The organism is Brevundimonas lutea (genome assembly GCF_003704105.1).
GTDB lineage: Bacteria > Pseudomonadota > Alphaproteobacteria > Caulobacterales > Caulobacteraceae > Brevundimonas > Brevundimonas lutea.
The window spans coordinates 642,219-665,459 of record NZ_QUOQ01000002.1 but is presented as its reverse complement, the minus strand read 5'-3'; the positions used below and the strand labels follow the sequence as shown (position 1 = coordinate 665,459).

Sequence of the window (23,241 nt, the reverse complement as noted above, 5' to 3'; positions counted from 1 at the left end):
GGCCGCCTGGATCGGGCGGCCGGGGTGTCGGTCAGATGGCCTGGGGGCCGGTTTCTCCGGTGCGGAGGCGGATCACTTCGTCGATGGTCGAGACGAAGATCTTGCCGTCGCCGATCTTGCCGGTGCGGGCGGCGGTCTGGATGGCCTCGACCACGCCGGGGGCCATGTCGTCGGACACCACCACCTCGATCTTGATCTTGGGCAGGAAGTCGATGACGTACTCGGCCCCGCGATAGAGCTCGGAATGGCCTTTCTGCCGGCCATAACCCTTGGCCTCCAGCACGGTCATGCCCTGGACGCCGATGTCCTGCAGCGCCTCCTTCACCTCATCGAGCTTGAAGGGTTTGATGACGGCTTCGATCTTCTTCATCGGCGGTCCCGAAACGGCGCCCCGGAAGCGAGGCCACGGCGCGGCGCGCCGGTATCGGCGACACTCTAGCGTGGCCAGGGGGTTCGGGCGAGCATCCCATCGTGCATCGCAGCATAAGGCAAGAGCGTTTTGCCTCCGGACACGGAGTGTGACCAGATTCCCCCATGAGCCGTGACATTCCTGTCGAAGCCGAGACCAATCATCCGGACCTGTGGCGCGCGGGCTTTCCGTGGCCTCGCGCGGACAGCCACAAACATGCTCGCGGGCGGCTGGGCGTCGTTTCGGGCGGGCCGTTCAGGACCGGCGCCGCGCGACTGGCGGCGCGGGCGGGCCTGAGGGTCGGAGCTGGTCTCGTTCGGGTGCTGGCGCCACGGGACGCCGCGCCGATTCTGGCCCCGACACTGGAAGCGGTCATGTTGGACCCGTTCCATTCGCCGGATCAGCTGGCCGATCTGGCCGATTCGCTGGACGCCGTCGTGATCGGCCCGGCCGCCGGTCTGGACGAGGCGACGGTGGCCAATCTGGAGGCGCTCCAGACCACCGGCGCGGCCCTGGTCGTCGACGCCGACGCGCTGAGCGTGTTCAAGGGCCGGCCCGAGGCGCTTTTCGACCTGATCGACCGTGACGACGTGCTGACCCCGCATGAGGGCGAATTCGAGCGGCTGTTCCCCGGCCTGCTGGATCAAGGGCGCGAGGCGGCGGCGCGCGAGGCGGCCAGGCGCGCCGGCTGCGTGGTGATTCTGAAAGGCCACGAGACCCTGATCGCGGCGCCGGACGGACGGCTGCGTCTCAATCCGAACGGATCACCCTGGCTGGCGACGGCCGGGACCGGCGATGTGCTGGCCGGCATGATCGGCGGACTGCTGGCCCAGCGCATGGACAGTTTCGACGCCGCCTCGGCGGCGGCATGGCTACATGCTGAGGCGGCGGCGGCCGTGGGACCGGGATTGATCGCCGAGGATCTGCCGGACGCTTTGCCTGCCCGGTTGCGGGCGCTGAGGGGCTAAACCGGCCTAAATTCCGAGCGGGCCATACAGCCAGGTCAGCCACAAGCCCACGGCCAGAAACACTCCGAACGGCAGGCGGTCCGCGCCGCTGACCTTGCGCCGGACGATCAGGCGGGCGGCGATGACGCTAAAGGCGGCCGCGGAGGCCCAGACCAGGACGCTGGGCAGGCCCAGCCAGCCGACCCAGGCGCCGGCCCCCGCGAACAGGCGCGGATCGCCGCCGCCCAGACCCTCGCGTCCCCTGCCCCGCCGGTAGGCCCAAGCCAGGACAGCGAGGGTGACGAAGCCAGCGACGGCCCCGATCAGCCGCGCGACGAGCTCCTGTGGCGCCGTCAGCCAGGCGGCCAGCAGTCCCGCCCCGATCAGCGGCAGGGTGAAGCCGTCGGGCAGCCAGAAATGCTCGCCGTCGACGGTGGCGATGAGGACCAGCGCCCATCCCAGCGCGGCCGTTAGCAAGGCCGCTCCCTCGCCGTCGTGGTGCGCGGCAGCCCATAACGCCACGCCGAGGCAGGCCAGCGGCAATCCCAGCCAGCGGCCGCGGCGCCGGGTCGTGGTTTCCTCCGGCGGCGGATCTTCGCCGGGAATCCAGCGCGGCAGTTGGTACGACAGCCACGCCAGCGTCAGCCCGACCGGCAGGGCCAGGGCGACGGCGATCAGGCTCCACAGCGTCAGGGGCATCTTGATTGCTTAGGCGGAAGCGTGCCGCTTGTCTCGACCGTCGGTCGGCGGCGCAGAAACCGAGCGTGACCATTCGCCGGGTCGCCCCGACCCCCGCCCCTGTGTAATCGGTTTCACTGAGCCCAAGATCGCCGTCAGGACGACAGCCGGAGACGCCTTCCATGCCCCACGACGCCACCCCGCCGCTCGGCGCCACGCGCCGCCGCCTGCTGGCTACCGCCCTGTTCGGGGGCGCCGCCGTGGTCGCCGCGCCCCGGATCGCCTGGGGGCAGGCGCTGCCCCACGCGGCCCGCATCGAGCAGCTGATCGCGGCCATGACGATCGAGGAGAAGGCCGGCCAGCTGAACCTGCTGAACGACCCCTTCCGTTTCCGCCCGCAGAGCGTCAATCCGACCGACGGCGAGGGTGATCCCGCGCGGGTCGCCGCCGAGATCCGGGCCGGGCGCATCGGCAACCTATTCAACGGCGTCGGGGCCGAGACCGGCCGCGAGATCCAGCGTATCGCGGTCGAGGAATCGCGCCTGAAGATTCCGCTGCTGTTCGCCGCCGACATCATCCACGGCCTGTTCACCGTCTTCCCCGTGCCCCTGGCCGAGGCGTCCAGCTGGGACACCGACCTGGCCTATCGCACCGCCCGGGCGGCGGCGGTCGAGGGCGCGGCCTCGGCCATCCACCAGACCTACGCCCCCATGGTCGATGTCGGCCGCGACCAGCGCTGGGGCCGCGTCGTCGAGGGCGCGGGCGAGGACGTGCTGCTGAACAATCTGATGTCGGTGGCCCGCACGCGCGGTTTCCAGGGCGAGCGCGGTCTGGCCGACCCGCAGGCGCTGCTGGCCACGCCCAAGCACATCGCCGCCTATGGCGCGGCCGAGGCGGGGCTGGACTACAACACCGTCGACATGTCCGAGGCCCAGCTGAAGGAGGTCTATCTGCCGCCCTTCAAGGCCGCGTTCGAGGCCGGCGCCCTGTCGACGATGAGCGCCTTCAACGACATCAACGGCATTCCCGCCACCGGCAACGAATGGCTGCTGACCGAGCTGCTGCGCGGCGAGTGGGGCTTCGAGGGCTTCGTGGTCTCGGACTACACCTCCGAGCAGGAGCTGATCGCCCACGGCTTCGCCGCTGACGGCCGCGACGCGGCGCGCATCGCCCTGCTGGCCGGGGTCGACATGAGCATGGTGTCGGGCCTGTATCTGGAACACATCCCCGACCTGGTCGCCTCGGGCGACGTGCCGATGGCGGTTGTGGACCGGGCGGTGCGCCGCGTGCTGTCGGTCAAGGCGGCGCTCGGACTGTTCGACGATCCCTATCGCGGGACCAGCGTGGAGCGCGAACGTCGCGAGGTCGGCACGGCCGAACACTACGCCCTGGCGCGCGAGGCCGGGCGCCGCTCTGTGGTGATGCTCAAGAACGACGGCGGTCTGCTGCCCCTGCCCAAGTCGGGCAAACGCATCGCCCTGATCGGCCCGTTCGGCCCCAGCCTGGATGTTTTCGGCCCCTGGACGATCTGGGGCGACGAGTCCAAGCGTGTGTCGGTCGAACAGGGTTTCCGCGAGGCCATGACCGACCCGTCCCTGCTGACCGTGGTCGAGGGCTCGGGCGTCGAAGAGGCGCTCGACGGCGGCATCGAGGCGGCGGTCGCCGCCGCCCGCGCGGCCGACATCGTGGTTCTGGCCCTCGGCGAGAGCCAGGGCATGTCGGCCGAGGCCCAATCCCGCGCCGACATCGTCGTGCCCCCGCCCCAGCAGGCCCTGGCCGAGGCGGTGGCCGCCACGGGCAAGCCGGTCGTGGTGCTGCTCAGGAACGGCCGGGCGTTGGAGCTGTCCGGCGCGGTGCGGGACGCCCCGGCGATCCTGGTCACCTGGTTCCTGGGGTCGGAGATGGGTCGGTCGGTAGCCGACATCGTATTCGGCGACCACGCCCCGGACGGCCGCTTGCCGGTCAGCTTTCCCCAGCTGTCGGGCCAGCAGCCCTTCTACTACAGCCGCAAGACCACCGGGCGCCCCGCCTCGTCGCGCGACGAGGGGTACAAGGCCCAGTTTCGCGAGGTCGGACACGCGCCGCTCTATCCGTTCGGCCATGGCCTGACCTATGGCGCGGTGACCTATGGCGCGCCGAGCGTAGGCGGCGGCGTTCTGCCGTGGGACGGGTCGCTGGAGGTGTCGGTCCAGGTTACCAACACCGGCCGCCGCGCGGCCTCCGAGGTGGTGCAGCTCTATATCCGCGACCGCGTCGCCACCATGACCCAGCCGCGCCAGCTGCTGAAGGATTTCAAGCGGATCGAAATCGCGCCGGGCGCCACCGAGACCGTGCGCTTCACCCTGCGACGCGAGCAGCTTCTGTTCGTGGGCCGCGACCTGGAATGGACCGTCGAGCCGGGCGAGTTCGACCTGTGGCTGGCCCCCTCTGCCGAGGTGGGCGAGCCGGTGCGGTTCAGGCTGGAGCGGTAGACGGCTTTCCTCCCCATCGCTGCGCGACGGGGAGGAAAGCGACCTCAGAAGCTGACCCGGAGCCTTGCGCCGTAGGTGCGCGGGCGGGTGAAGAAGCGGGTGTTGTCGAACTCGGTGATGATGATCGCCGCCTCGTTGACCGCCTCGGTCAGGTTGTTGCCGTAGACCTCGAACCGGTACTGATCCTCGGGACCGAAGGTCAGACCGGCGCCGACATCAAGGGTCCAGTAGCCCTCGACCTTGTCGCGCAGACGCATGCGCGGCGCGTTGGGGAACAGGAAATCCTCGCCGTTGAAGATGGTCATGTACTGCGACGAGCGGTAGCCGGCGGAAACGACCCAGTCGGCCTGGCCAAAGGATGTCGGGATCGCCTGGCTGAGGCTGGTGTTCAGTTGCAGCTCCGGGGTGCGTGGCAGGCGTTTGCCGTCGATCGAGCGGAAGATGGCCTCGGCCGGTGAGACGTCGGCTTGGAAGCGGAAGTCCTGGATCGGCTCGGCCTCGACCACCTCCGCCTCCAGAAACAGGGCGGTGAAATCCAGACCGAAGTTGTAGGGCAGATCGATGCCGCCATCGATCTGGGCCCCGTAAATCCGCGACGAGGCGGCGTTGTAGGAATAGCTGATGACCAGGGCCAGCGAGGTGTCCGGCGGGATCGGGATGTTCTGAGGCCCGCCCAGGAATTCGACGATCTGGGCCACCGACAGCAGAGAGGTCAGAACCTGGTCCTCGTAGTCGTTATAGAACAGCGAGGCGTTCAGGCGAGCGCGGTAGTCGCCGACCCAGAATTCGTTCTTGGAGCCGATCTCGAAGAGAGTGACGGTCTCGGGATCGTAGGTCGGGGCGACGCCGGCGTTGCCGATGTTGTCGTTGAACCCGCCCGACTTGTTGCCCGTGGCGATCAGTCCATAGACTAGGTTGTCGTCGGTGATGTCGTATTCGGCCCTGAGGCGCCAGTCGACGAAGTCGGCCTGCATGTCGCCCACCTGCTGGAAGATCTGGCCGGTGAAGGGCACGGCGAACGAGAACTTGCCGTCGGCCGGGCAGACGAAGAAGTCGCCGGTGATGGTGTCTAGGCAGTCGGGACGGTTCTCGGCGCCGCCCGGCACCGGGCCGCCCGCGAAGATGTCGTCGACGTTGTCGCGCGCGCCGAACTGAGCCACGCCGTTGAAATAGAAGTCGAGGATCTCCTGCTCGGAGATGGTCCCGTCACCGTTGGTGTCGGGGTTGAAGATGGTCCGGCCGCGACCGGCGAACTCGAAGCCCTCGGTGCCCACTCGGACGCCGCCGCAGCAGGAGAAGCCATCTCCGCCGATGGCGAAGCCGTAGCGAGCCGCCACGCCGCGCCGCTCCTTCTCGTCATTGGTGTATCGAAGGCCGACGGAATAGCGGAAGCGGTCGGTGACCTCGTAGGTCAGGTCGCCGTAGAAGGCGAAGCTCTGGGTGTCCATGTCCGGCACGTTGAATTCGATGCCCTGGAAGAACAGGCCCCGGTCGCCGGTCGAAGCCAGGAACGAGTACTGGTCCTCGCGCATGTAGAAGCCGCCCGCGCTCCAGATCAGGGGGCCTTCATTGTCGAAGAAACGGAGTTCATGGACCGTGCTTTCCGAGTCGGTGATGAACTGGAAGCGGGAGAAATTGTCGAGCACCTCGTCCAGCGGGCGATCGCCGGCGAGATCGTCCAAGACGCCGTCGTAGGACGGACCGAACGGCGTGGTGGCCTCGTAATCATACACCAGGTCGCGGTAGCTTCCGGTGTACTCCACGTCGAAGGCGTCGCCGTCGTAGAGGAGGTTGGCGCGCACGCCCCAGTGCTTGGTGTCCAGATCTGGCGTGATGCCGCGCGCGATCACCCGGCGCGGATCGTCGATGTCGTCGGGCGAGATGCCGTTGGCCAGGGGCTGGGCGTAGTTGGTGCCGGTGTAGCCGGTGCCGGTCTCGTGGACGTAATCGGCGGCCAGCAGAATCGAAAGCCGCTCGGTGGGTTCGTAGAGGAATTGGGCGCGGCCGGCGTAGTTGTCCTCCGCCTCGGCGACGTCGATGCCCTGCACCGGTCCGACATTCTCGTAATAGCTGTCGTGGCTCATGCCGTAGCCGGCGAGACGGATCGCCGCCTGATCGCCGATCGGGATGTTGAGCATGCCGCGCAGGGCGCGGTGGTCGTAGTTGCCGATCTCGGCCTCGACCTCGGCGTCATAGACCCCCAGACCCGGACGCCAGGAGATGATGTTGACCGTGCCGGCGGTGGCGTTGCGACCGCGCAGCGTGCCCTGCGGCCCCACGTTCACCTCGACCCGGTTGATGTCGAAGAAGGCCGAGCCGATGCCGTTGGGGCGCGGCAGATAGACGCCGTCCAGATGGGTGGCGGCCGCGGGGTCGCCGAGCTCCGTATTGTTCGACGAGCCGATGCCGCGGATCCAAACCTCGATATTGCCCTGGTTATTGGCGATCGACAGACCGGGCACCCGGCCCTCCAGGTCGGTCAGGTCCTGCACCCCGACCTTGGCCAGATCATCGCCTGACAACGCCACGGCGGTGCCGGCGTAGTTCTGAAGGCTCTGCTCACGTCGTTCGACGGTGACCACCACCTCGTCCAGGGTGGTGACGTCGCGGTCGTCATCCTGCTCGACCTCCCGATCGGGCGCGGCCGGCGGCGCGGCCTGCTGGGCCATTGCAGGGCTTGAGGCGAGGACGAGGGTCAGGGCGCTGCCGGCCAGCAGCGCGCAACGAGTATGGGACATCGGCTTCCTCCCGGTTCGCGATCTGTGACGCCGCGATGACGTTATCCGGCCACATTATGATAACGTTGTCAATCCCACCACGCGGGTGTTATGAGGACTTGACCTGAGCGGAGCGGCGACCGATCACCGGACGCGAGGGTGCGTCTTTCGACGTTGGGGACGGCGGATCATGGGCACGGTCACGATCAAGGATGTGGCGCGCGAGGCGGGGGTCTCGCTCAAGACCGTGTCGCGGGTCGCCAACAACGAACCCAACGTCACGGCCGCCACCCGCGAGCGGGTATCCGAGGCCATCGAGCGGCTGGGTTATGTGCCCAACATGGCCGCGCGGCGCATGGGTGGGGCGCGATCCTATCTGCTGGTCGCCTTCAATGACCGACGCCACACCCTGAGCAACTGGGAGAGCGGACGCGGCAACGACTGGGTCGATCAGATGCTGCACGGCGCCATGCTGGCCTGCGAGCGGCTGGGGTGGCGGCTGATGTTCGATCTGGTCGATGGCCAGGCCGACGATCTGGACCGTCGGGTGTCCGGGATCATTTCGTCGCTTCAGCCCGATGGCGTGATCCTGACGCCGCCGCATTCCGACGACGAGCGGATCATCGCCCAGCTGCGCGAGCGCGGCATACGGTTCGTGCGCATGGGGACCCCCGGGCCCGCCGATGGCGAACGGGTGTTCATGGATGATGAGTATGCCGCCCTGGACGCCACGCGACTTCTGGTTCGGCTGGGCCATCGCCGGATCGGCTTTATCGAAGGCAGCGCCCGCTTCGCGGCCAGCGAGTCGCGCAAGTCCGGCTTCGTCGAGGGCCTGGCCGAAGCGCAGGCGCGGCCGCGCGCGGAGTGGGTGCAGCCGGGCGACTTCACCTTCGACACGGCCGTGGAGTCGGCGCGGACGATGCTGACCGGTTCGGAGCCCCCGACGGCCATCCTGGCCGCGAACGACGAATCGGCGCTGGCGGTGCTGAGCGTGGCGCACGACCTGGGGATTTCGGTGCCGGGCCAGCTGTCGATCATCAGCTTCGACGACACCCCGGGCGTTCGCTCGGCCATCCCGCCCATGACTGCAATCCGGCAGCCGATCGCGGCCATGGCGGCGCGGGCGGCCGAGATGCTGATCGCGCGATCAAGGGGCGAGGAGCCGGACCTCAGCGACCCGAAGATGCCGCACCGGCTGGTCGAGCGCGCCTCGACGGCCCCGCCACCGCTCTGACGTCAGTGAAGGAGGGGCGCCAAGGCCGCGGCCAGGAACGCCAGACCGGCGACGAGGCCGAACAGGTCGAGGCTGCGCGCGCCGATGGATCGTGAAGGACGCATGACCGAAGGGTCGCGCCGCGACACCTAACGAGCCCTTAACAGCTCAGGGCAGCATCGCCGCCGGCGCCGGGAAGGGTCGACCGGCGGGTTCGATGTCGAGCGCCAGGGTCTTTTTCGCCAGCGCCCGTTCACGCCAGGCCAAGGCGGCGGCGCGGTATTCAGAGCGGATCGGCGAGTAAGCTTCTTCGTCCTGAGCGCCCGCGCCGCTCTGAGTGAGCGATCCGGCGTGCAGGCGCCCGATGGTCAACGGAAGGCGCAGTCGCGCCGTCTGGCGGAGGCCGAATCGCGTGGTCAGCCGCAGCCAGTGCTCCAGATCGCCGTCGATCCGCACCCGATCATAGTAGCCGATGGTCTCGCGAACGACGTGTGTCCGATAGAAGGGCGACGCCGGATTGGCGTGGGTGAAGACGCCCAACGATCGACGGAGGGCCGGCTCGCCGTCCTCGGCCATGCGGAACCAGTTGGAGCGGGTGGCGACCAGCCGGTCGTCGCGCTCCATGACGCCGACGTGGCGTTGAAGACGGCGCGGATGAGCCCAGTCGTCGGCGTCCAGGCAGGTGAAATAATCGCCGGTCGCGGCCTCCAGCGCCCGGTTGCGGGCGACATAGGTCCCGGCGTTGACCCTCGTCTCGAACACGCGAACGCGGGCGTCTTCGGCGGCAAGCCGGTGCAGGATGGCCACCGTACTGTCGCTAGAGGCGTCGTCGACGGCCAGGATCTCCAGATTTCGGTGCGACTGGGTCAGCAAGGAACGGATCGCCTGCTCCACCGTGGCGGCGGCGTTGAAGGTGCTCATCGCCACGCTGACCTTCGGACCGTCCTCGCGTGCGTCGGCGGGCGAAGTCTTGATGGCGTCGAAGCGAAGGTCGCCCGAAGGCCAGGTCGGCGTGTCCAGACGCGAGTGGTCAAAATAGGCCGCGATCCAGGCCCCTCGGGTTTGGCCGGCGCCCAGGCGGTGGGCCAGGGCCGCGCCGGCGAGGCACAGCTCAGGCGGCGCCGGATCGCCGCGCTCGCGCCGCCGCAGCAGCAGACCGCGCGCCACGGCCATCCCGGCGTGGGCGTCGCCGCCGATCGCCGTCAGCCACACGGCCAGGACCTCGGACGCCGGGGGCGGATCGTCGGTCATGGCCAGGCGCGCGGCCAGTCCCCTGCCCTCCTCCGAGGATCGTTTCCAGCGGCCGATTAGAGAGGCGCGCGCCACGGCGAGGGGCCGTCGCTCCTCTATATCCGGCGAGACGTCCTCGGCGGGCTCGCCCAGCACCAGGGCGGCGCGCATCCGGATCGACTGAGCCTCGAACACCGGGCCTGGGCCGGGGCAGTCGTCGAGGCCGGGGCAGGACGTCGCCAGATCGAGCGCGCGTCGAGCGGCCTCCAACGCGGCGCGGTAGGCCTGGGCGCGCCAGCTGAGAGCCATGTCCAGATAGGCGCCGGCGAAGGCGGTCACGGCGTCGGACCGCCCGCAATCGGCCAGCGCCCGCTTCAGGCGAAAGCCCACCCGGAAATCGGTCAGGCGGGAGATCTCGTCGATCAGGCCAACCAGGGCGCAGGCATCGGCGCCCCGGACCCAGGCCTCGAAGTCCTCCGGCAAGGGACCTTGGCGACGAAGAGGCGCCAGCACGGCCGGCCGCTGTTCCCAACCGGTCTCATCAGGATCGATGGTCCCCCCGATGTCCGCGGCCGTCGCCCACAAGGCAAGCGCCCGTTCGGGCTCGTCGGCCTCGGCGGCCCGGGCCTCCGCGATCAGCGCTTCGCGTCCGCTCACGACGGGCCCGCCCGGCTGGTCCAGCGGATCGGCGTGCGCCAGTCGGCCCCATAGCGCGCTTCGAGGAAAGCGCTGGGATCGGTGGGCCGGAGAAAGGTTCGGCCCAGAAATTCGATCGGTTTGAACGGCAGCACCGCGTCTCGTGACAGCCGGGCCAGCTTCAGCTTGTGCATGTAGAGCGCGACCTGGCTGTCGCCCCGGCGGCTGATGGGAAACAGATCGACCGGCGGTCCCTCTCCTCGTCGAAGTTGGAGCACCGGCTGGCGCGTTTCACCGAAGCTTTTGATCTCAAACCCTTGCGCCGCAAGAGCTTGCGCGAGGGCTGAGGTTTCGGCCTCGGCGCCGTCGGCGTCGGCGTTCAGCATGACCAGCATGTCCAGATCGTCGTCGTGGGCGATGAAATCGCCGTCTCGCACGGCGCCCAGGAAGGTGCCGTAGCCGATGGCCGCCTGGTAACCGGCGGCGGCCACGGCGCGTTCGACTTCGGCCATTGCGTCAAGATGCCGTTCGGGGTCAGCGCGTAGTCGGCTGCCGCTCAAGGTGTGCTTTCGGAACAGGATGGGATGCAAACGCGGGTCGCCGCCGGCTCGGGCGTGCAGGGCGTCGACGGCGGCCTCGACCCGATCCATCGCCTCGGGCGTGTCCAGCATCCGACCGAATTCGCTGAGCATCGGCCGACGGACCTCGCCGCCGCGATTGACCAGCACATGGGCGAACATCAGGGCGGTGGCCGCCTCCCGCCGCTGCCGGTCGGCCCGGTCGCGCGCGGCCTCGGCCTTGTCGATCACGGATGGGATGACGCCGGCGGCGCGCTCCAGATAGTCGGCCAGATCGGTCACGCCGCGGTCTGCGGCCCCGTCGGCGATGCGGTCCAGCAGGCGGTCGCGGGCGGCGGGCCCTCGCGCCGGTCCGCCGGCCAGCGCCGATGTCACATCCTCGAGAACGTGGCTGATGGCGTGTCCGGCCTCCGGCAGCCGGACGGCGCGCTCGCGCCAGGCCGCCAGTCGTTGCGACACCACCGCCGGATCATCGTTCACTGTCGTCACTGTAAGAGCGCCGTCGTCGCCCAGCACCGTGACCTCGAGGTCGTAACTGGCCTCGGCCCGCTCTCCGGGCTGAGCCAGCAGCCAGAGCGACGCCGGTCCGGGGCGCTCGAACTCGACCCGCCACCAGGGCTCGACGCCACCCCCGCGAAAGCCGTTCGCCAGGTCGCGATCCCAAGGCGCGCCACGGCTCGGCGAGGATTTTACCGCCAGGGCGCCGACAACCTCCGGGTCGGCGCCGCGAAGATGGATGGCCTTGAGGTCGATCGGCCCCGAGCCACGGCGTCGGATGCGGAAACCCGTGCAGCCCGAGTCGCCCACAATCTCCCAGCCCCCCAGGCCGGGATGCAGAAGCCCCGGCAGGGCCTCGCGCAGGGCGGCGGGATCGGGCACGGCGTCTCCGAAGCGGCTGACGCCCTCGAATAGCCGCCTGACACGCCGCACGAAAGGTGCGGGCCGGTGACTTCGCGCGCCAGACAGGCTAACGGCGCGCGCACATGTCCAAGCTGTCCCTTCCCGAGGAGGCCGGTCGCCGCCGGACCTTCGCCATCATCGCCCACCCCGACGCGGGCAAGACCACCCTGACCGAGCACATCCTGCTGTCGGGCGGGGCCATCCGCGCGGCCGGGGCCGTGCGGGCGCGGGGCGAGAACCGGCGCACGCGTTCGGACTGGATGAAGATCGAGAAGGAGCGCGGCATCTCCGTCTCGGCCTCGGTGATGACGTTCGAGCACGACGGCAAGATGTTCAATCTGCTCGATACCCCGGGCCACGAGGACTTCTCCGAGGACACCTATCGCACCCTCACTGCCGCCGACTGCGCCATCATGGTGCTGGACGCGGCCAAGGGGATCGAGCCGCAGACGCTGAAGCTGTTCGAGGTGTGCCGCCTGCGCGACATCCCGATCATCACCTTCATCAACAAGCTGGACCGCGAGGCCCAGGACCCGATGGCCCTGCTGGACGAGATCGCGTCACGCCTCCAGCTCGATCCCTCTCCCATCTGGTGGCCGGCCGAGAGCGGCAATCGTCTCAGGGGCATGGCCGAGGTCGGCACCGGCCGGTTCCAGCCCTATGCCCGCAAGACCGCCGGCGCCGACCACGACCCGGACCACCCCGAAGCCTTGCCGCTGGCCGACGCCTCAGCCCATTTCGAGGGTTCGGAACAGGCCGACCTGGCCGACGCGCTCGAACTGGTCGAGGCCGGCTACAAACCCTTCGACCGTCAGGCCTTCCTTGAAGGGCACATGACGCCGGTCCTGTGGGGTTCCGCGCTGCGCCACTTCGGCATCGACCAACTGCTCCAGGCCATCGGCGACTGGGCCCCGCCGCCCAAGGTGATGCCGGCCAGGAAAGAGGCCCCGCCCGAGACGCGCAACGCCCCCGCGCCCCAGGCCATCACCGTCGAGCCGGGCGCGACCGAAGTCACGGGCTTCGTCTTCAAGGTCCAGGCCAATATGGACCCCAACCACCGCGACCGCATCGCCATGTTCCGCATGGCGTCCGGCCGGTTCCAGCGCGGCATGAAGCTGAAGGTCCAGAACACGGGCAAGCAGCTGAGCGTCAACGCGCCGCTGATGTTCTTCGCCAGTGACCGCGAACTGGCCGAGGACGCCTACGCCGGCGATGTCATCGGGATTCCCAACCACGGCGTCCTGCGGGTCGGCGACAGCCTGTCGGAGAGCGGCCTGGTCCGCTTCGCCGGCCTGCCGAACTTCGCCCCGGAAATCCTCCAGCGGGTCCGGGTCAAGGACCCGCTCAAGGCCAAGCACCTGAAACGCGCTTTGGAAGGTCTGGCCGAGGAGGGCGTGACCCAGCTGTTCCGTCCCGAGCTGGGCGCGGACTTCATCGTCGGCGCCGTCGGCCAGCTGCAGTTCGAGGTCATGGCCGACCGTCTGGGCGAGGAATACGGCTTGGACGTCATCTTCGAGCCCAGCCCCTACGCCGAGGCCCGATGGATCGCCGGAGACAAGGCCGATCTCGAAGACTTCATGGGCAAGTATCGCCCCCAGATGGCCGCCGACATCGACCAGGCCCCGGTCTTCCTCGCCAAGTCGTCCTGGGAGACCGGCTATGTCGCCGAACGCTTCCCCAAGGTCGCCTTCACCAAGACCAAGGAGCGGGGCTGAGTTGGCCGCGACCCGATCGCGCGGCATAGCTGGGGCATGATCCCGGCCGAACTGCACATTGATCTTGAGGCCCTGGCGCGGAACTACCGCAGGCTGGAGGCCGTCTCAGGCAGGCCCGTGCATCCCGTGGTCAAGGCCGACGCCTACGGACTGGGCGCTACGCCGGTGGCGAGGCGGCTGCTGGCGGCGGGTGCGCGGACCTTTTTCGTCGCCCGCGCGGCCGAAGGGGTTCGGCTGCGCGCTGATCTTGGTCCCGAACCCGACATCTACGTCCTGGACGGCGCCGTGGCCGGCACGGAACGGGCGCTGATCGAGGCCGATCTGCGCCCCGTGCTGAATCACGGCGACCAGCTTCGGGGATGGCGCGGGGCCGGCGGCGGCGCCTGCGGTCTGCAAATCGACACCGGGATGAACCGATTGGGGTTCCGACCCGAGGACGCCCCCGCCGCCTTTGACGGCCTGGCGCTGGTGATGAGCCATCTAGCCTGCGCCGACGATCCGGCCGAGCCGATGAACCGGCGCCAGCGCGACGCCTTCGCCGCCGTCGCCGCCCGCTATCCGGATCAGATCAAGTCCTTCGCCAATTCCGGCGGCTGTTTCCTCGGCGACGACTACGGCTTCGACGCCGTCCGCCCGGGCATCTGCCTGTACGGCGGCGGGCCCGAAGGTCGCCCTGACCCACGCATCGCTCCCGTCGCCACCCTGACCGCCCGCGTGCTTCAGGTCCGCGACGTGCCCGCAGGCGAGAGCGTCGGCTATTCGCGCGGCTGGGTCGCCGACCAGCCCGCCCGCGTCGCCCTGTTCGCCGCCGGCTATGCCGACGGCCTGCTGCGCGCCTACAGCCCCGAGGGTCAGGCCTTTGTCGGCGGCCAACTTCGCCCCCTGATCGGCCGTGTCTCGATGGACGTCGCGGCCGTCGAGGTCACCGGCCTGGATGTCGCCGTCGGCGATCCGGTCGAGCTGTTCGGCGCCAACCGCCCCCTAGACGACGCCGCGCGGGCCGCCGGAACGATCGCGTACGAGCTGTTGACGTCGATCACGGCGCGGGTCCCGCGCGTCTATTCGGCGGCAGCCTAGATCAGGCGGCGGCCATCTCCGCGGTAGGATCCGGCGTGGCCGGCGTTCTGGGCCAGCTGACTACCGGCTCGCCCATGTCGCCATTGGCGCGGACTGCCCGCGACGTCTCGACCATGGCGAACCGATCGCCGTCCCAACGCCACCGGATGGTGTCGACCAGCACGCGCGTCCCGGCGTCGTCCTCGGGCGACTCCAGCACCGAGGTCAGTTCCTGCGTCGCCGGGTTCCAGGTGAGCGGCAGGGTCGGCGTCGGCTCATAGTCGGAACCCTCGGCGCCCATGTAGGCCAGCAGCGGCTGGCGCATTAGCTGGCCGTCCGCGGTCTGGACATAGACGGCGCGCCACCGCTGACCCTCGTTGTCGGAGCAGTCGGCCAGCACGCCGGTGGCTCCGCCCGCCAGGGCCAGGGCCTCGACCGAGCGCTCGCCCGCGTCCTCCGGCCAGCCCGAGCAGTTCTCGTCGGCCTCGATCCGACGGGTGACATCGGCGACCAGTTCGGCAGACGCCGCCGGCGTGGTGTCGACGGTCGCGGGCGCCTCTGTATCCATGGTCGGCTGGCATGCGGCCAGCACAATGGCGGTCGCCGCGACCGCGACGTGGTTGATCTGTTTCATGAAGTGTCCCCTCTTCCCGAGGCGCAGTTAGACGGGGTCGCCGGTCCAGCGTCAATCGCCGCCGTCGCCGCCCTACCGCCGGCGTCATTATCGGTCGTAGCCTGGGCGGGGCGTGCTCGCGCGCTGCCCAAATCCTGCTAAGCCTCGCCCATGGCCAAGGACAGCGCCCTTTTCGTCTGCCAATCCTGCGGAGCGGTTCACGCCAAGTGGGCCGGTCAGTGCTCGGCCTGTGGCCAGTGGAACTGCCTGGTCGAGGAGACCCGCTCGGCCCCGCCCGGCGCCATCAAGCCGACGACCAGTCGCGGCCGGGGCATCGCCTTCGAGAGCCTGTCCTCCGAAACGCCCGAACCGCCCAGAATCCGCACTGGCGTCGAGGAGTTCGACCGCGTGTGCGGCGGCGGCGTAGTGCCCGGCTCGGCCCTGCTGCTGGGCGGCGACCCCGGCGTCGGCAAGTCGACCCTGTTGCTGGAAGTCGCAGCCAAGACCGCCCGCACGGGCCGCCGCGTCGCCTATCTGTCGGGCGAGGAGGCGGTCGAGCAGATCCGCGCCCGCGCCCGCCGCATGGGCCTGGCCGACGCGGCGGTTGAGCTGGCCAGCGTCACGGCGCTGCGCGAGATTCTCTCGACCCTGAAGCGCGAACGCTTCGACCTCGTCATCATCGACTCGATCCAGACCCTGTGGAGCGACGCTCAGGACTCCGGCCCTGGTTCGATCGTCCAGGTGCGCGCCTGCGCCGCCGAGCTGGTGCGGCTGGCCAAGGCCGACGGCCCGGCCATCGTCCTCGTGGGCCACGTTACCAAGGACGGCCAGATCGCCGGCCCGCGCGTGGTCGAGCACATGGTCGATGCGGTCCTGTCGTTCGAGGGCGAGCGGGGCTATCCCTTTCGCATCCTGCGCGCGGGCAAGAACCGCTTCGGCGCCACCGACGAGATCGGCGTGTTCGAGATGGGCGACGCAGGGCTGCGTGAGGTGGCCAATCCGTCCGCCCTGTTCCTGGGCGAAGGCAAGGACCGGGCGCCGGGCGCCGCCGTCTTCGCCGGGATTGAGGGCTCGCGGCCGGTCCTGTGCGAGATCCAGGCCCTGGTCGCCCCGGCCGCCTACGGCACGCCGCGCCGCGCGGTGGTCGGCTGGGACTCGGGACGTCTGGCGATGGTTCTGGCGGTGCTGGAAGCGCGCTGCGGCGTCTCCTTCGGCGACCGTGACGTCTATCTGAACGTGGCGGGGGGATTGCGCATCAGCGAGCCCGCCGCCGACCTGGCCGCCGCCGCCGCCCTGATCTCCTCGGCCGTCGACAAGCCCCTGCCCCAGACCGCCGTCGTCTTCGGCGAGATCAGCCTGTCGGGCGAGGTCCGCGCGGTGGGCCGGGCCGACGCGCGCCTGCGGGAAGCCATGAAGCTGGGCTTCGACCAGGCCCTTGCCCCATCGGGCGGGACCGCAGCCGGCGTCCGCGTCGCCGGGATCAGCCGTCTGTCGGAAGCCGTGGAGAAGATCGCCGCGGGCTGACCCCATCTACGCAACCGATCCGTCCCCGTCGCGGTTACGCTTGTTCGGCAGACACGGAGGCTGGGCATGGCGGTGGAGAGAAGACGAGGCGGAGGGCTGCTGACGGCGCTCCATGGAGTGTTTCTGGCGTTCCCGGTCGCCCTGTTCAGCGGCGGGGTCGCGGCGGACATGGCCTATCTGCGCACCGCCGAGATGCAGTGGACCAACTTCTCCGCCTGGCTGAATGCGTTCGGCCTGGTGTTCGGCGGGGTGGTCGTCCTGTTCGCCCTGTTGGGACTGATCTTCGCGCGCGGCAAGGGATGGGGCCTGATCTACTTCCTGGTCGTCGCCGCGATGTGGATCGTCGGCTTCGTCAACGCCTTCAAGCACAGCCAGGACGCCTGGAGTTCGGTCGGAACCCTGGGCCTCGTTCTGTCCATCATCACCGCGCTCCTGGCGCTGATCGCCGGGCTGATGCGCTACGGCCGCTCCACTGTGGAGGTCCGCTGATGCGCCTTGCCCTGTTCACCGCCGCCTCTGCCGCGCTGCTGCTGGCCGCCTGCGGCTCCGAGAGTGATCCCTCGCTGAATCAGGTCGGCGCCCAGCCCGACCTGCCGGCGATCGACGAGAGCCTGGTCCCGCCGATGAAGATCGCCATGCCGACCGGTTGGGAAGGCGAACTGCCGACCGTGCCCGACGGCTATGTGATCACCCCCATCGCCACCGAGCTGCAGATCCCGCGTCAAATGCTGATGCTGCCCAACGGCGACCTGCTGGTGGCCGAGGGACGCGGCGGTGGCGCGCCGCCCATGCGGCCCAAGGACGTCATCGCCGGCGTCATCAAGAAACAGGGCAATACCCAGGTCGACAGCGGCAACCGCCTGACCCTGCTGCGCGACGCCGACGGCGACGGCCAGTTCGAGACCCGCACGGTGTTCATCGACGATCTGGATGCGCCCTACGGCCTCGCGTTCGTGGATGGCTCGCTCTACGTCGCCGAACAGGGCGCGCTTCTGCGCTTCCCCTATGTCGAGGGCCAGACCGAGATCACCGCCGAGGGCGAGGAGCTGACCAAGCTGCCGTCGCGGCTGAACCATCACTGGACCAAGGCCATGACGGCCAGCGCGGACGGCCAATTCCTCTATGTCGGCATCGGCTCCAATTCCAATGTCGGCGAGCGCGGCATGGCGGTGGAGGAAGAGCGCGCCGTGGTGTGGGAGATCACCCGCGAGACCGGCGCCCGGCGCACCCTCGCCACCGGCATCCGCAACCCGACCGCCCTGGCTATCGAGCCCACCACTGGCCAGCTCTGGTCCGTGGTCAACGAGCGCGACGAACTGGGTCCGCAGCTGGTGCCCGACTATCTGACCGCGGTTCGGGACGGGGCGTTCTACGGCTGGCCCTACAGCTATTGGGGTCAGAACGTCGATCCGCGCGTCATGCCGCAGCGGCCTGATCTGGTGGCCAGCGCGGTGCGTCCCGACTATGCGCTTGGCAGCCATGTGGCCGCGCTGGGCCTCAGCTTTGCGGTCGACGGCGGCTTTGGCGGGCCGTTCACCCAAGGCGCCTTCGTGGGCCAGCACGGCAGCTGGAATCGCCAGGACCTCAGCGGCTACAAGGTTAGCTGGGTGCCCTTCTCCGGCGGTCGGCCGGCCGGGGAAATGGTGGATTTCGTCACCGGCTTCCTGACCGGAGACGGCCAGGCGCGCGGACGGCCGGTGGGCGTGCTGTTCGATCCCCGCACCCGCGCCCTGTTCATCGCCGACGACCTCTCGAACACCGTCTGGCGGGTGGCCCCTCGCGGTGGAGCCGCGTCGGTCGCGGCGCCGCCGGCGACGACCGCCGCGCCCGCCACTGCCTCCCCGGCGACCGCAGGAGCCTGACCGGCGGGGGCGCGTTCCAGGCCGGGGGCAAGTGGAGGTTTCGACATGCGCATCGCCCTTCTCAGCGCGACGGCCCTGACGTTGGCCGCCTGCTCGCCGCCGGTTGAGGACGTTTCGGTCTCAGCCCCCGAAGCGCCTCAAGCCGGCGCCGGAACCGCGCCGCCCGCCACGAGAACGCCGAAGCCCGCAGACGACGGTGTCCGCGACATCGACTACATCGGCCGCTGGACCGCCGCCGATGGCCGCACCCTGGTGGTCACCGATCAGCCCCAGGGCGGCATGACGCTTGAGTTCGCCGAAGCCGGCGGACCGTCGCGCGCCCTGCCCGGCTCGGTTACCGCCGAAGGCCTGCGTTTCATGCGGGACAACGTGGCGGAGAGCGCAATCATCGTGGCCGACCCCAGCGACGCGTCCCGGAGGTGCCTCAGCGTCACCGACACTGAAACCTACTGCGGCTGATCGCGGACGGACCCCGATCCCACCTCGCTCGTTGTCCTGTGGACACCCACGGGAGCCGAGCCATGCTCAAGGACCGCAATTCCTCCGCCATCGTCGCCGTGTCGGACCTGGACCGAGCGCGGCGGTTCTACTCCGACACCTTGGGGCTGGAGCTAACAGCAGAGCCTCAGGACGACCTGCCGGTGCTGGCCTACCGCACCGGCGGCACCGGCCTGACCGTGTACCAGTCCGAGTTCGCGGGGACGAACAAGGCCAACGCCGTCACCTGGGACATGCAGGGCGATCTGGTCGAGAGTGTTCAGGCTCTCAAGGCCAAAGGCGTGACCTTTGAACGCTACGACCTTCCCGGCATGAACTGGCGCGACGGATGGCATGAGGCGGGTGCGGTGAAGCTGGCCTGGTTCAAAGACCCCGACGGCAACATCCTGCACCTGATCGAGAACATGTAGCCGACGTCAGAAGGCGACGCTGATCCCCGCCACCACCGCGTCCTCGTACTGGCGTCCCAGATCGTCGATGTCGGTCGAATGATACCGCACCTCGGCCTCAAGCGCGTCGGTCAGGGCGTAGGTGAAGCCGGCGTTCCAGCCGGTGTAGTCCGGGGCGTTATCCTGGGACCGGTAGCCCACGGCGGCCGTCCCTTCGAGGCGAGGCGTGAAGGCCCAGCCCAGCCGGGCTTCGGTCCAGGTGAAGGCCTCGGTCGAGCCGGCTCCGTCGGGCGAATACTGGATCTGCAACCGGGCGCTGGCCGGGCCGATCGACCGCTCGATGTCGGTGGTGAACTCCCAGGCTTCGTCGTCGACACCAGGGTTCGAATCCAGCCGCCACTTGTGGGCGACGTTGAAGTCGAAATCGAAGCCGCCAAACTGGGGCCGCCAGCCCCCGGCGAACTCGGCCTCGACGTTGGAGCCGCCGCTCTTGATGGTCTCAGCGGCCGGACCGAAATAGAAGGCCCCGTCGGCGCTCTCCCACTCGGCGCCGGCGAAGGCGAACGGGTCGCCATCTGATTTGGACGCGTTCTTGGACCGGTTGTCGGTGGCGGCGCCGGCATAGAAGCCCCATTGCCCCCCGGCCATCTCCTGGGCGGCGACCGGCGTGGCGAGCAGCGCCGCGAGCGTGGCGGTCGCGAGAAGGACGGTTTTCATGTCGAGGGGAGCCCGTTGGCTGTGAAGCGGTACGGCGCTCTTAGCTCCGTTTTCTGACGAAATTATCACAGGCCGCGTCGAACTCGGATTTGAGCCGTCCGACCAAATCGGCCGCGCTCGGAATATCGTGAACCGCCCCGGCCCCCTGCCCCGCCGACCAGACGGTCTTCCACGCCCGCGCCTCCTCGCCCATGTCCAGCTTGTGCTCGGGCAGGCTCTTGGGATCGATGCCGTTCTCGACCAGGGACGGCGTCAGGAAATTAGCCGGAATGCCGGAGACGGCCGGCGTGTAGGTGATGTCAGAGGCGCCCGCGCCCACGATCATCTGCTTGTATTCGGGCTGGGCCAGGCTCTCGGTCGTGGCGATGAAGCGCGTGCCCATATAGGCGAAGTCGGCCCCCATCATCAGCGCCCCGGCCACGTCCTGGCCGGTGGACAGACAGCCCGACAGGATGATGGTCCCGTCAAAGAAGGACCGCACCTCATTGATCAAGGCGAAGGGATTGACCACGCCCGCGTGGCCGCCGGCGCCGTTGGCCACCAGGATCAGGCCGTCGACCCCCGCCTCGGCCGCCTTTCGCGCATGGCGGACATTGGCGATGTCGTGGAACACCACCCCGCCATAGCCGTGCACCGCCTCGACTACATCGCGCACGGCGCCCAGCGAGGTGATGATCAGCGGCACCTGCTCCTCCACCGACACCTGCATGTCGGCCAAGAGGCGCGGATTGGTCGGGTGGACGATGTGGTTGACCCCGAACGGCGCGGCGCCCGGCTTCAGCCGCGCCTTGATGTCCTTCAGCCACTCCCGATAGCCCTCGGTGGTGCGCTGGTTCAGCGACGGGAATGTGCCGATCACGCCGGCGTTGCAGGCCTCGACCACCAGGTCCGGGCCGGACACCAGGAACATGGGCGCGGCGATCACCGGCAGGGTCAGTCCCCGGTTCAAGGACGCCGGAATGGCCATGGGCAGTCTCCCCGATTGTTGTCCGCGATGGTTAGGCCGCTGTCGCAGGGGAAGGCAACGCCCGTTGGCGCTCACGCCCGCCCGGCGCTATCACCCCGCCATGTCCGAGCCCGACTCCTTCGCCCAGACCAAGATCGCCGCCCGCGCCTGGTTCGAAGCCCTGCGCGACCGCATCCACGCCACGCTGGAGAAGTTAGAGGACGAGGCGCCAGCCGACCTATGTCGGGGACAGCCGGGCCGTTTCACGCGCAAGTCCTGGGACCGACCGGAAGGCGGCGGCGGCGTCATGGGCATGCTGCGCGGCCGGCTGTTCGAAAAGGCCGGGGTCCACGTCTCCACCGTCCATGGCCGCTTCCCGGACGACTATGCAAAGAACGTCCCCGGCGCCGCCGACGATCCGCGCTTCTTCGCGACGGGAATCAGCCTGATCGTCCATCCGCTGAACCCGCACGTCCCGACCGTGCACATGAACACCCGCTTTATCGCCACGACCCAGGCCTGGTTCGGCGGCGGCGCGGACCTGACGCCGGTGCTGGACCGCCAGCGCGACCAGAGCTTTCCCGACGCCGTCGATTTCCACGCCGCCTTCAAGGCCGCCTGCGACGCCCACGACCCGGCCTATCACCCGCGATTCAGGGCCTGGTGCGACGAGTATTTCTTCCTGCCGCATCGCAACGAGCCGCGGGGCATCGGCGGCATCTTCTATGATCACCTGCACTCGGGCGACCGCGCGGCGGATTTCGCCTTCACCCGCGACGTGGGCGAGGCTTTCCTGAGCGTCTATCCGGAGATCGTGCGCCGCCGCATGACTACCCCCTGGACCGAGGCCGATCGGCTGGAGCAGCGTGTCCGGCGCGGCCGCTATGTCGAGTTCAACCTGCTCTACGACCGCGGCACCACCTTCGGCCTCAAGACCGGCGGCAATGTCGAGGCCATCCTCAGTTCCATGCCCCCAGACGTGGCCTGGCCCTGAAGCCGAACCAGACCCCGGCGTGCGACTTCGTGGCGCCACACTGGCGCGCTAGGGTGGGTAATGACGACTCCTGAACGACACGCCCTCGCTACCCAGCGCGCCGAGGCCTACGCCCCTCGCCCCACGGGGGGATCCCTGATGGCGGGCTTATGCGGGTTGGTGTTGGCGGTCCTCGCCGACATTTCGGTGTCGGGATTTTATGGGTGGGAGTTGCGAGAACATCTTGCCCTGACAGCTATACTTGCAGCCTGCGGCTTCGCTACGGGTTTCGGAAGCTACAAGCTGGCAGTTCGAAAGAGCAGGCGCGCCCAGGCCAATGAACTCAGCCATCTAGCCGATACGGGGGTAGAGAACGACACGGCCAAGTCCTAATGGGAAGACCGCGCCGATCGCAGCCGCTCTTCTGTTCTAATTAGGCTCCACGTCCGACCAGCAGCCGCGCATCGTCTCCTCCGCCTCGACGGCGAGTTGGGCGACCGGCCCGTCCGACGCGCTTTCGATCGCCAGGCGCGCCCATCGGTCGCCGAAATAGACGCTGGACGTTTCAAGTCTCGCCTTCCAGCCGTCGATCACAATGCCTCTGAGTTGGGTCGGGACGGGCAGAGGTTCCGCCAGATCGGGCACGCCCGCCAGGTCGATGCTCGGGTGCGGCACGGCCTCGATCGCCTTGAGCACATCCAGCATGGCCGGGCAGGTGTCGATATCGGTGTAACGGATGCGAATCGCGAAGCCGCCGTCCTCGTCGCCCGGCGCGATCTCGGCCCAGCGCGCCAGCCAGACCCGCCGGCGCTGATCGCCCTCCGAGCGCCACACATGATGGAAGGTGACGACGGCGCTGTCGAACGTCATGTCTTGGACAACAGCCAGGGTGACGGTCGGACCGACGCCCCCCAGGTACTGTTGCGCGACCTCGGCCAGCGCGGCGCCGGCGTTCGCATAGGTACTCCCGAAGTTTTCCGCAGGCGCAATCTGGGCGGCTTCGACGTAGGTGATCGGCGGTTGGCTGTCTTCGGAATGATAAATCCAGGGAGGTCCGCTGATCATGAGAGCGATCGCCGTCAAGAGGAACGTGCTCATTACCCCGTCTCCTCAGGACAACCTACCCACCGGCGCGACAAGTGGTAAGGGATCATCGCCGCAGCCCGCAA

Annotated in this window: 20 protein-coding genes; 11 read left to right on the top strand and 9 right to left on the bottom strand. The window is 69.0% G+C overall.

Annotation, left to right across the window (positions count from 1 at the left end; translation table 11 throughout):
• Window positions 1-31 precede the first annotated feature (31 nt).
• Window positions 32-370 carry a P-II family nitrogen regulator gene (locus EES48_RS03440; RefSeq protein WP_122464949.1) on the bottom strand — a complete coding sequence of 113 codons (339 nt, stop codon included), beginning with the start codon at window positions 368-370 and terminating at the stop codon, window positions 32-34.
• Between the two features lie 164 nt (window positions 371-534).
• On the opposite strand from EES48_RS03440, the gene EES48_RS03435 reads away from it, so the two are divergent.
• Window positions 535-1,377, top strand: coding sequence for an NAD(P)H-hydrate dehydratase (locus EES48_RS03435; RefSeq protein WP_122464948.1), 843 nt, complete (start codon window positions 535-537; stop codon window positions 1,375-1,377).
• 6 nt (window positions 1,378-1,383) lie between these two features.
• Here the strand turns inward: EES48_RS03435 and EES48_RS03430 are convergent, their stop codons facing one another.
• A complete protein-coding gene (locus EES48_RS03430; protein WP_122464947.1) occupies window positions 1,384-2,055 on the bottom strand; it encodes a prepilin peptidase in 672 nt (223 codons plus the stop codon).
• Between the two features lie 161 nt (window positions 2,056-2,216).
• Between EES48_RS03430 and bglX the strand changes: the two genes are divergently transcribed.
• Window positions 2,217-4,505 (top strand): beta-glucosidase BglX, encoded by a 2,289-nt coding sequence (gene bglX / locus EES48_RS03425; RefSeq protein WP_122464946.1) that lies wholly within the window; start codon window positions 2,217-2,219, stop codon window positions 4,503-4,505.
• 44 nt (window positions 4,506-4,549) lie between these two features.
• Here bglX and EES48_RS03420 read toward each other — a convergent pair whose 3' ends face one another.
• Window positions 4,550-7,243, bottom strand: a complete 2,694-nt coding sequence (locus EES48_RS03420; RefSeq protein WP_122464945.1) for a TonB-dependent receptor — start codon at window positions 7,241-7,243, stop codon at window positions 4,550-4,552.
• Between the two features lie 169 nt (window positions 7,244-7,412).
• On the opposite strand from EES48_RS03420, the gene EES48_RS03415 reads away from it, so the two are divergent.
• Window positions 7,413-8,456, top strand: coding sequence for a LacI family DNA-binding transcriptional regulator (locus EES48_RS03415; protein WP_122464944.1), 1,044 nt, complete (start codon window positions 7,413-7,415; stop codon window positions 8,454-8,456).
• 147 nt (window positions 8,457-8,603) lie between these two features.
• On the opposite strand, the gene EES48_RS03410 is transcribed toward EES48_RS03415, so the two are convergent.
• Both EES48_RS03410 and EES48_RS03405 read right to left on the bottom strand, forming a co-directional pair.
• Entirely contained in the window at window positions 8,604-10,322 is a 1,719-nt protein-coding gene (locus EES48_RS03410) for a glycosyltransferase family 2 protein (protein WP_122464943.1), read from the bottom strand.
• Entirely contained in the window at window positions 10,319-11,758 is a 1,440-nt protein-coding gene (locus EES48_RS03405; protein ID WP_122464942.1) for a hypothetical protein, read from the bottom strand. Before EES48_RS03405 ends, EES48_RS03410 begins: the two co-directional genes overlap by 4 nt.
• A gap of 104 nt (window positions 11,759-11,862) precedes the next feature.
• Here EES48_RS03405 and EES48_RS03400 point away from each other — a divergent pair, with 104 nt between their 5' ends.
• Window positions 11,863-13,494 (top strand): peptide chain release factor 3, encoded by a 1,632-nt coding sequence (locus EES48_RS03400; RefSeq protein ID WP_122464941.1) that lies wholly within the window; start codon window positions 11,863-11,865, stop codon window positions 13,492-13,494.
• Window positions 13,495-13,530: 36 nt separating this feature from the next.
• The gene (gene alr / locus EES48_RS03395) at window positions 13,531-14,571 is read left to right on the top strand and encodes an alanine racemase (RefSeq protein WP_122464940.1); all 1,041 of its coding nucleotides are present in this window, start codon (window positions 13,531-13,533) and stop codon (window positions 14,569-14,571) included.
• A 1-nt stretch (window position 14,572) separates the two neighbouring features.
• Here the strand turns inward: alr and EES48_RS03390 are convergent, their stop codons facing one another.
• On the bottom strand, window positions 14,573-15,184 hold the full coding sequence (locus EES48_RS03390) for a hypothetical protein (protein WP_122464939.1): 612 nt from the start codon (window positions 15,182-15,184) through the stop codon (window positions 14,573-14,575).
• Between the two features lie 150 nt (window positions 15,185-15,334).
• On the opposite strand from EES48_RS03390, the gene radA reads away from it, so the two are divergent.
• The 5 genes from radA (at window position 15,335) to EES48_RS03365 (ending at window position 19,457) form a co-directional block, all read left to right on the top strand.
• A complete protein-coding gene (radA, locus tag EES48_RS03385; RefSeq protein WP_122464938.1) occupies window positions 15,335-16,687 on the top strand; it encodes a DNA repair protein RadA in 1,353 nt (450 codons plus the stop codon).
• A 66-nt stretch (window positions 16,688-16,753) separates the two neighbouring features.
• Complete coding sequence (locus tag EES48_RS03380; RefSeq protein WP_122464937.1) at window positions 16,754-17,176, top strand: DUF2231 domain-containing protein; 423 nt, start codon at window positions 16,754-16,756, stop codon at window positions 17,174-17,176.
• A complete protein-coding gene (locus EES48_RS03375) occupies window positions 17,176-18,549 on the top strand; it encodes a PQQ-dependent sugar dehydrogenase (RefSeq protein ID WP_122464936.1) in 1,374 nt (457 codons plus the stop codon). Before EES48_RS03380 ends, EES48_RS03375 begins: the two co-directional genes overlap by 1 nt.
• 45 nt (window positions 18,550-18,594) lie before the next feature.
• The gene (locus EES48_RS03370) at window positions 18,595-19,008 is read left to right on the top strand and encodes a hypothetical protein (protein WP_122464935.1); all 414 of its coding nucleotides are present in this window, start codon (window positions 18,595-18,597) and stop codon (window positions 19,006-19,008) included.
• Between the two features lie 62 nt (window positions 19,009-19,070).
• Complete coding sequence (locus EES48_RS03365) at window positions 19,071-19,457, top strand: VOC family protein (RefSeq protein WP_122464934.1); 387 nt, start codon at window positions 19,071-19,073, stop codon at window positions 19,455-19,457.
• Between the two features lie 6 nt (window positions 19,458-19,463).
• Here EES48_RS03365 and EES48_RS03360 read toward each other — a convergent pair whose 3' ends face one another.
• Both EES48_RS03360 and EES48_RS03355 read right to left on the bottom strand, forming a co-directional pair.
• Window positions 19,464-20,153 carry a TorF family putative porin gene (locus EES48_RS03360; RefSeq protein WP_122464933.1) on the bottom strand — a complete coding sequence of 230 codons (690 nt, stop codon included), beginning with the start codon at window positions 20,151-20,153 and terminating at the stop codon, window positions 19,464-19,466.
• Between the two features lie 40 nt (window positions 20,154-20,193).
• Window positions 20,194-21,120: an NAD(P)H-dependent flavin oxidoreductase gene (locus EES48_RS03355; protein WP_122464932.1), complete on the bottom strand. Its 927-nt coding sequence runs from the start codon at window positions 21,118-21,120 to the stop codon at window positions 20,194-20,196.
• A gap of 100 nt (window positions 21,121-21,220) precedes the next feature.
• Between EES48_RS03355 and hemF the strand changes: the two genes are divergently transcribed.
• Window positions 21,221-22,093 (top strand): oxygen-dependent coproporphyrinogen oxidase, encoded by an 873-nt coding sequence (hemF, locus tag EES48_RS03350; RefSeq protein ID WP_122465118.1) that lies wholly within the window; start codon window positions 21,221-21,223, stop codon window positions 22,091-22,093.
• 408 nt (window positions 22,094-22,501) lie between these two features.
• On the opposite strand, the gene EES48_RS03345 is transcribed toward hemF, so the two are convergent.
• On the bottom strand, window positions 22,502-23,170 hold the full coding sequence (locus EES48_RS03345; protein WP_122464931.1) for a hypothetical protein: 669 nt from the start codon (window positions 23,168-23,170) through the stop codon (window positions 22,502-22,504).
• Window positions 23,171-23,241: the final 71 nt, after the last annotated feature.

Coding starts and splice junctions, on each gene's coding strand:
- EES48_RS03440 (WP_122464949.1), bottom strand. CDS start 370: ATGAAGAAGATCGAAGCCGTCATCAAACCCTTCAAGCTCGATGAGGTG.
- alr (WP_122464940.1), top strand. CDS start 13,531: ATGATCCCGGCCGAACTGCACATTGATCTTGAGGCCCTGGCGCGGAAC.
- EES48_RS03400 (WP_122464941.1), top strand. CDS start 11,863: ATGTCCAAGCTGTCCCTTCCCGAGGAGGCCGGTCGCCGCCGGACCTTC.
- EES48_RS03360 (WP_122464933.1), bottom strand. CDS start 20,153: ATGAAAACCGTCCTTCTCGCGACCGCCACGCTCGCGGCGCTGCTCGCC.
- EES48_RS03390 (WP_122464939.1), bottom strand. CDS start 15,184: ATGAAACAGATCAACCACGTCGCGGTCGCGGCGACCGCCATTGTGCTG.
- EES48_RS03370 (WP_122464935.1), top strand. CDS start 18,595: ATGCGCATCGCCCTTCTCAGCGCGACGGCCCTGACGTTGGCCGCCTGC.
- hemF (WP_122465118.1), top strand. CDS start 21,221: ATGTCCGAGCCCGACTCCTTCGCCCAGACCAAGATCGCCGCCCGCGCC.
- radA (WP_122464938.1), top strand. CDS start 15,335: ATGGCCAAGGACAGCGCCCTTTTCGTCTGCCAATCCTGCGGAGCGGTT.
- EES48_RS03365 (WP_122464934.1), top strand. CDS start 19,071: ATGCTCAAGGACCGCAATTCCTCCGCCATCGTCGCCGTGTCGGACCTG.
- EES48_RS03345 (WP_122464931.1), bottom strand. CDS start 23,170: ATGAGCACGTTCCTCTTGACGGCGATCGCTCTCATGATCAGCGGACCT.
- EES48_RS03430 (WP_122464947.1), bottom strand. CDS start 2,055: ATGCCCCTGACGCTGTGGAGCCTGATCGCCGTCGCCCTGGCCCTGCCG.
- EES48_RS03380 (WP_122464937.1), top strand. CDS start 16,754: ATGGCGGTGGAGAGAAGACGAGGCGGAGGGCTGCTGACGGCGCTCCAT.
- bglX (WP_122464946.1), top strand. CDS start 2,217: ATGCCCCACGACGCCACCCCGCCGCTCGGCGCCACGCGCCGCCGCCTG.
- EES48_RS03420 (WP_122464945.1), bottom strand. CDS start 7,243: ATGTCCCATACTCGTTGCGCGCTGCTGGCCGGCAGCGCCCTGACCCTC.
- EES48_RS03355 (WP_122464932.1), bottom strand. CDS start 21,120: ATGGCCATTCCGGCGTCCTTGAACCGGGGACTGACCCTGCCGGTGATC.
- EES48_RS03435 (WP_122464948.1), top strand. CDS start 535: ATGAGCCGTGACATTCCTGTCGAAGCCGAGACCAATCATCCGGACCTG.
- EES48_RS03375 (WP_122464936.1), top strand. CDS start 17,176: ATGCGCCTTGCCCTGTTCACCGCCGCCTCTGCCGCGCTGCTGCTGGCC.
- EES48_RS03415 (WP_122464944.1), top strand. CDS start 7,413: ATGGGCACGGTCACGATCAAGGATGTGGCGCGCGAGGCGGGGGTCTCG.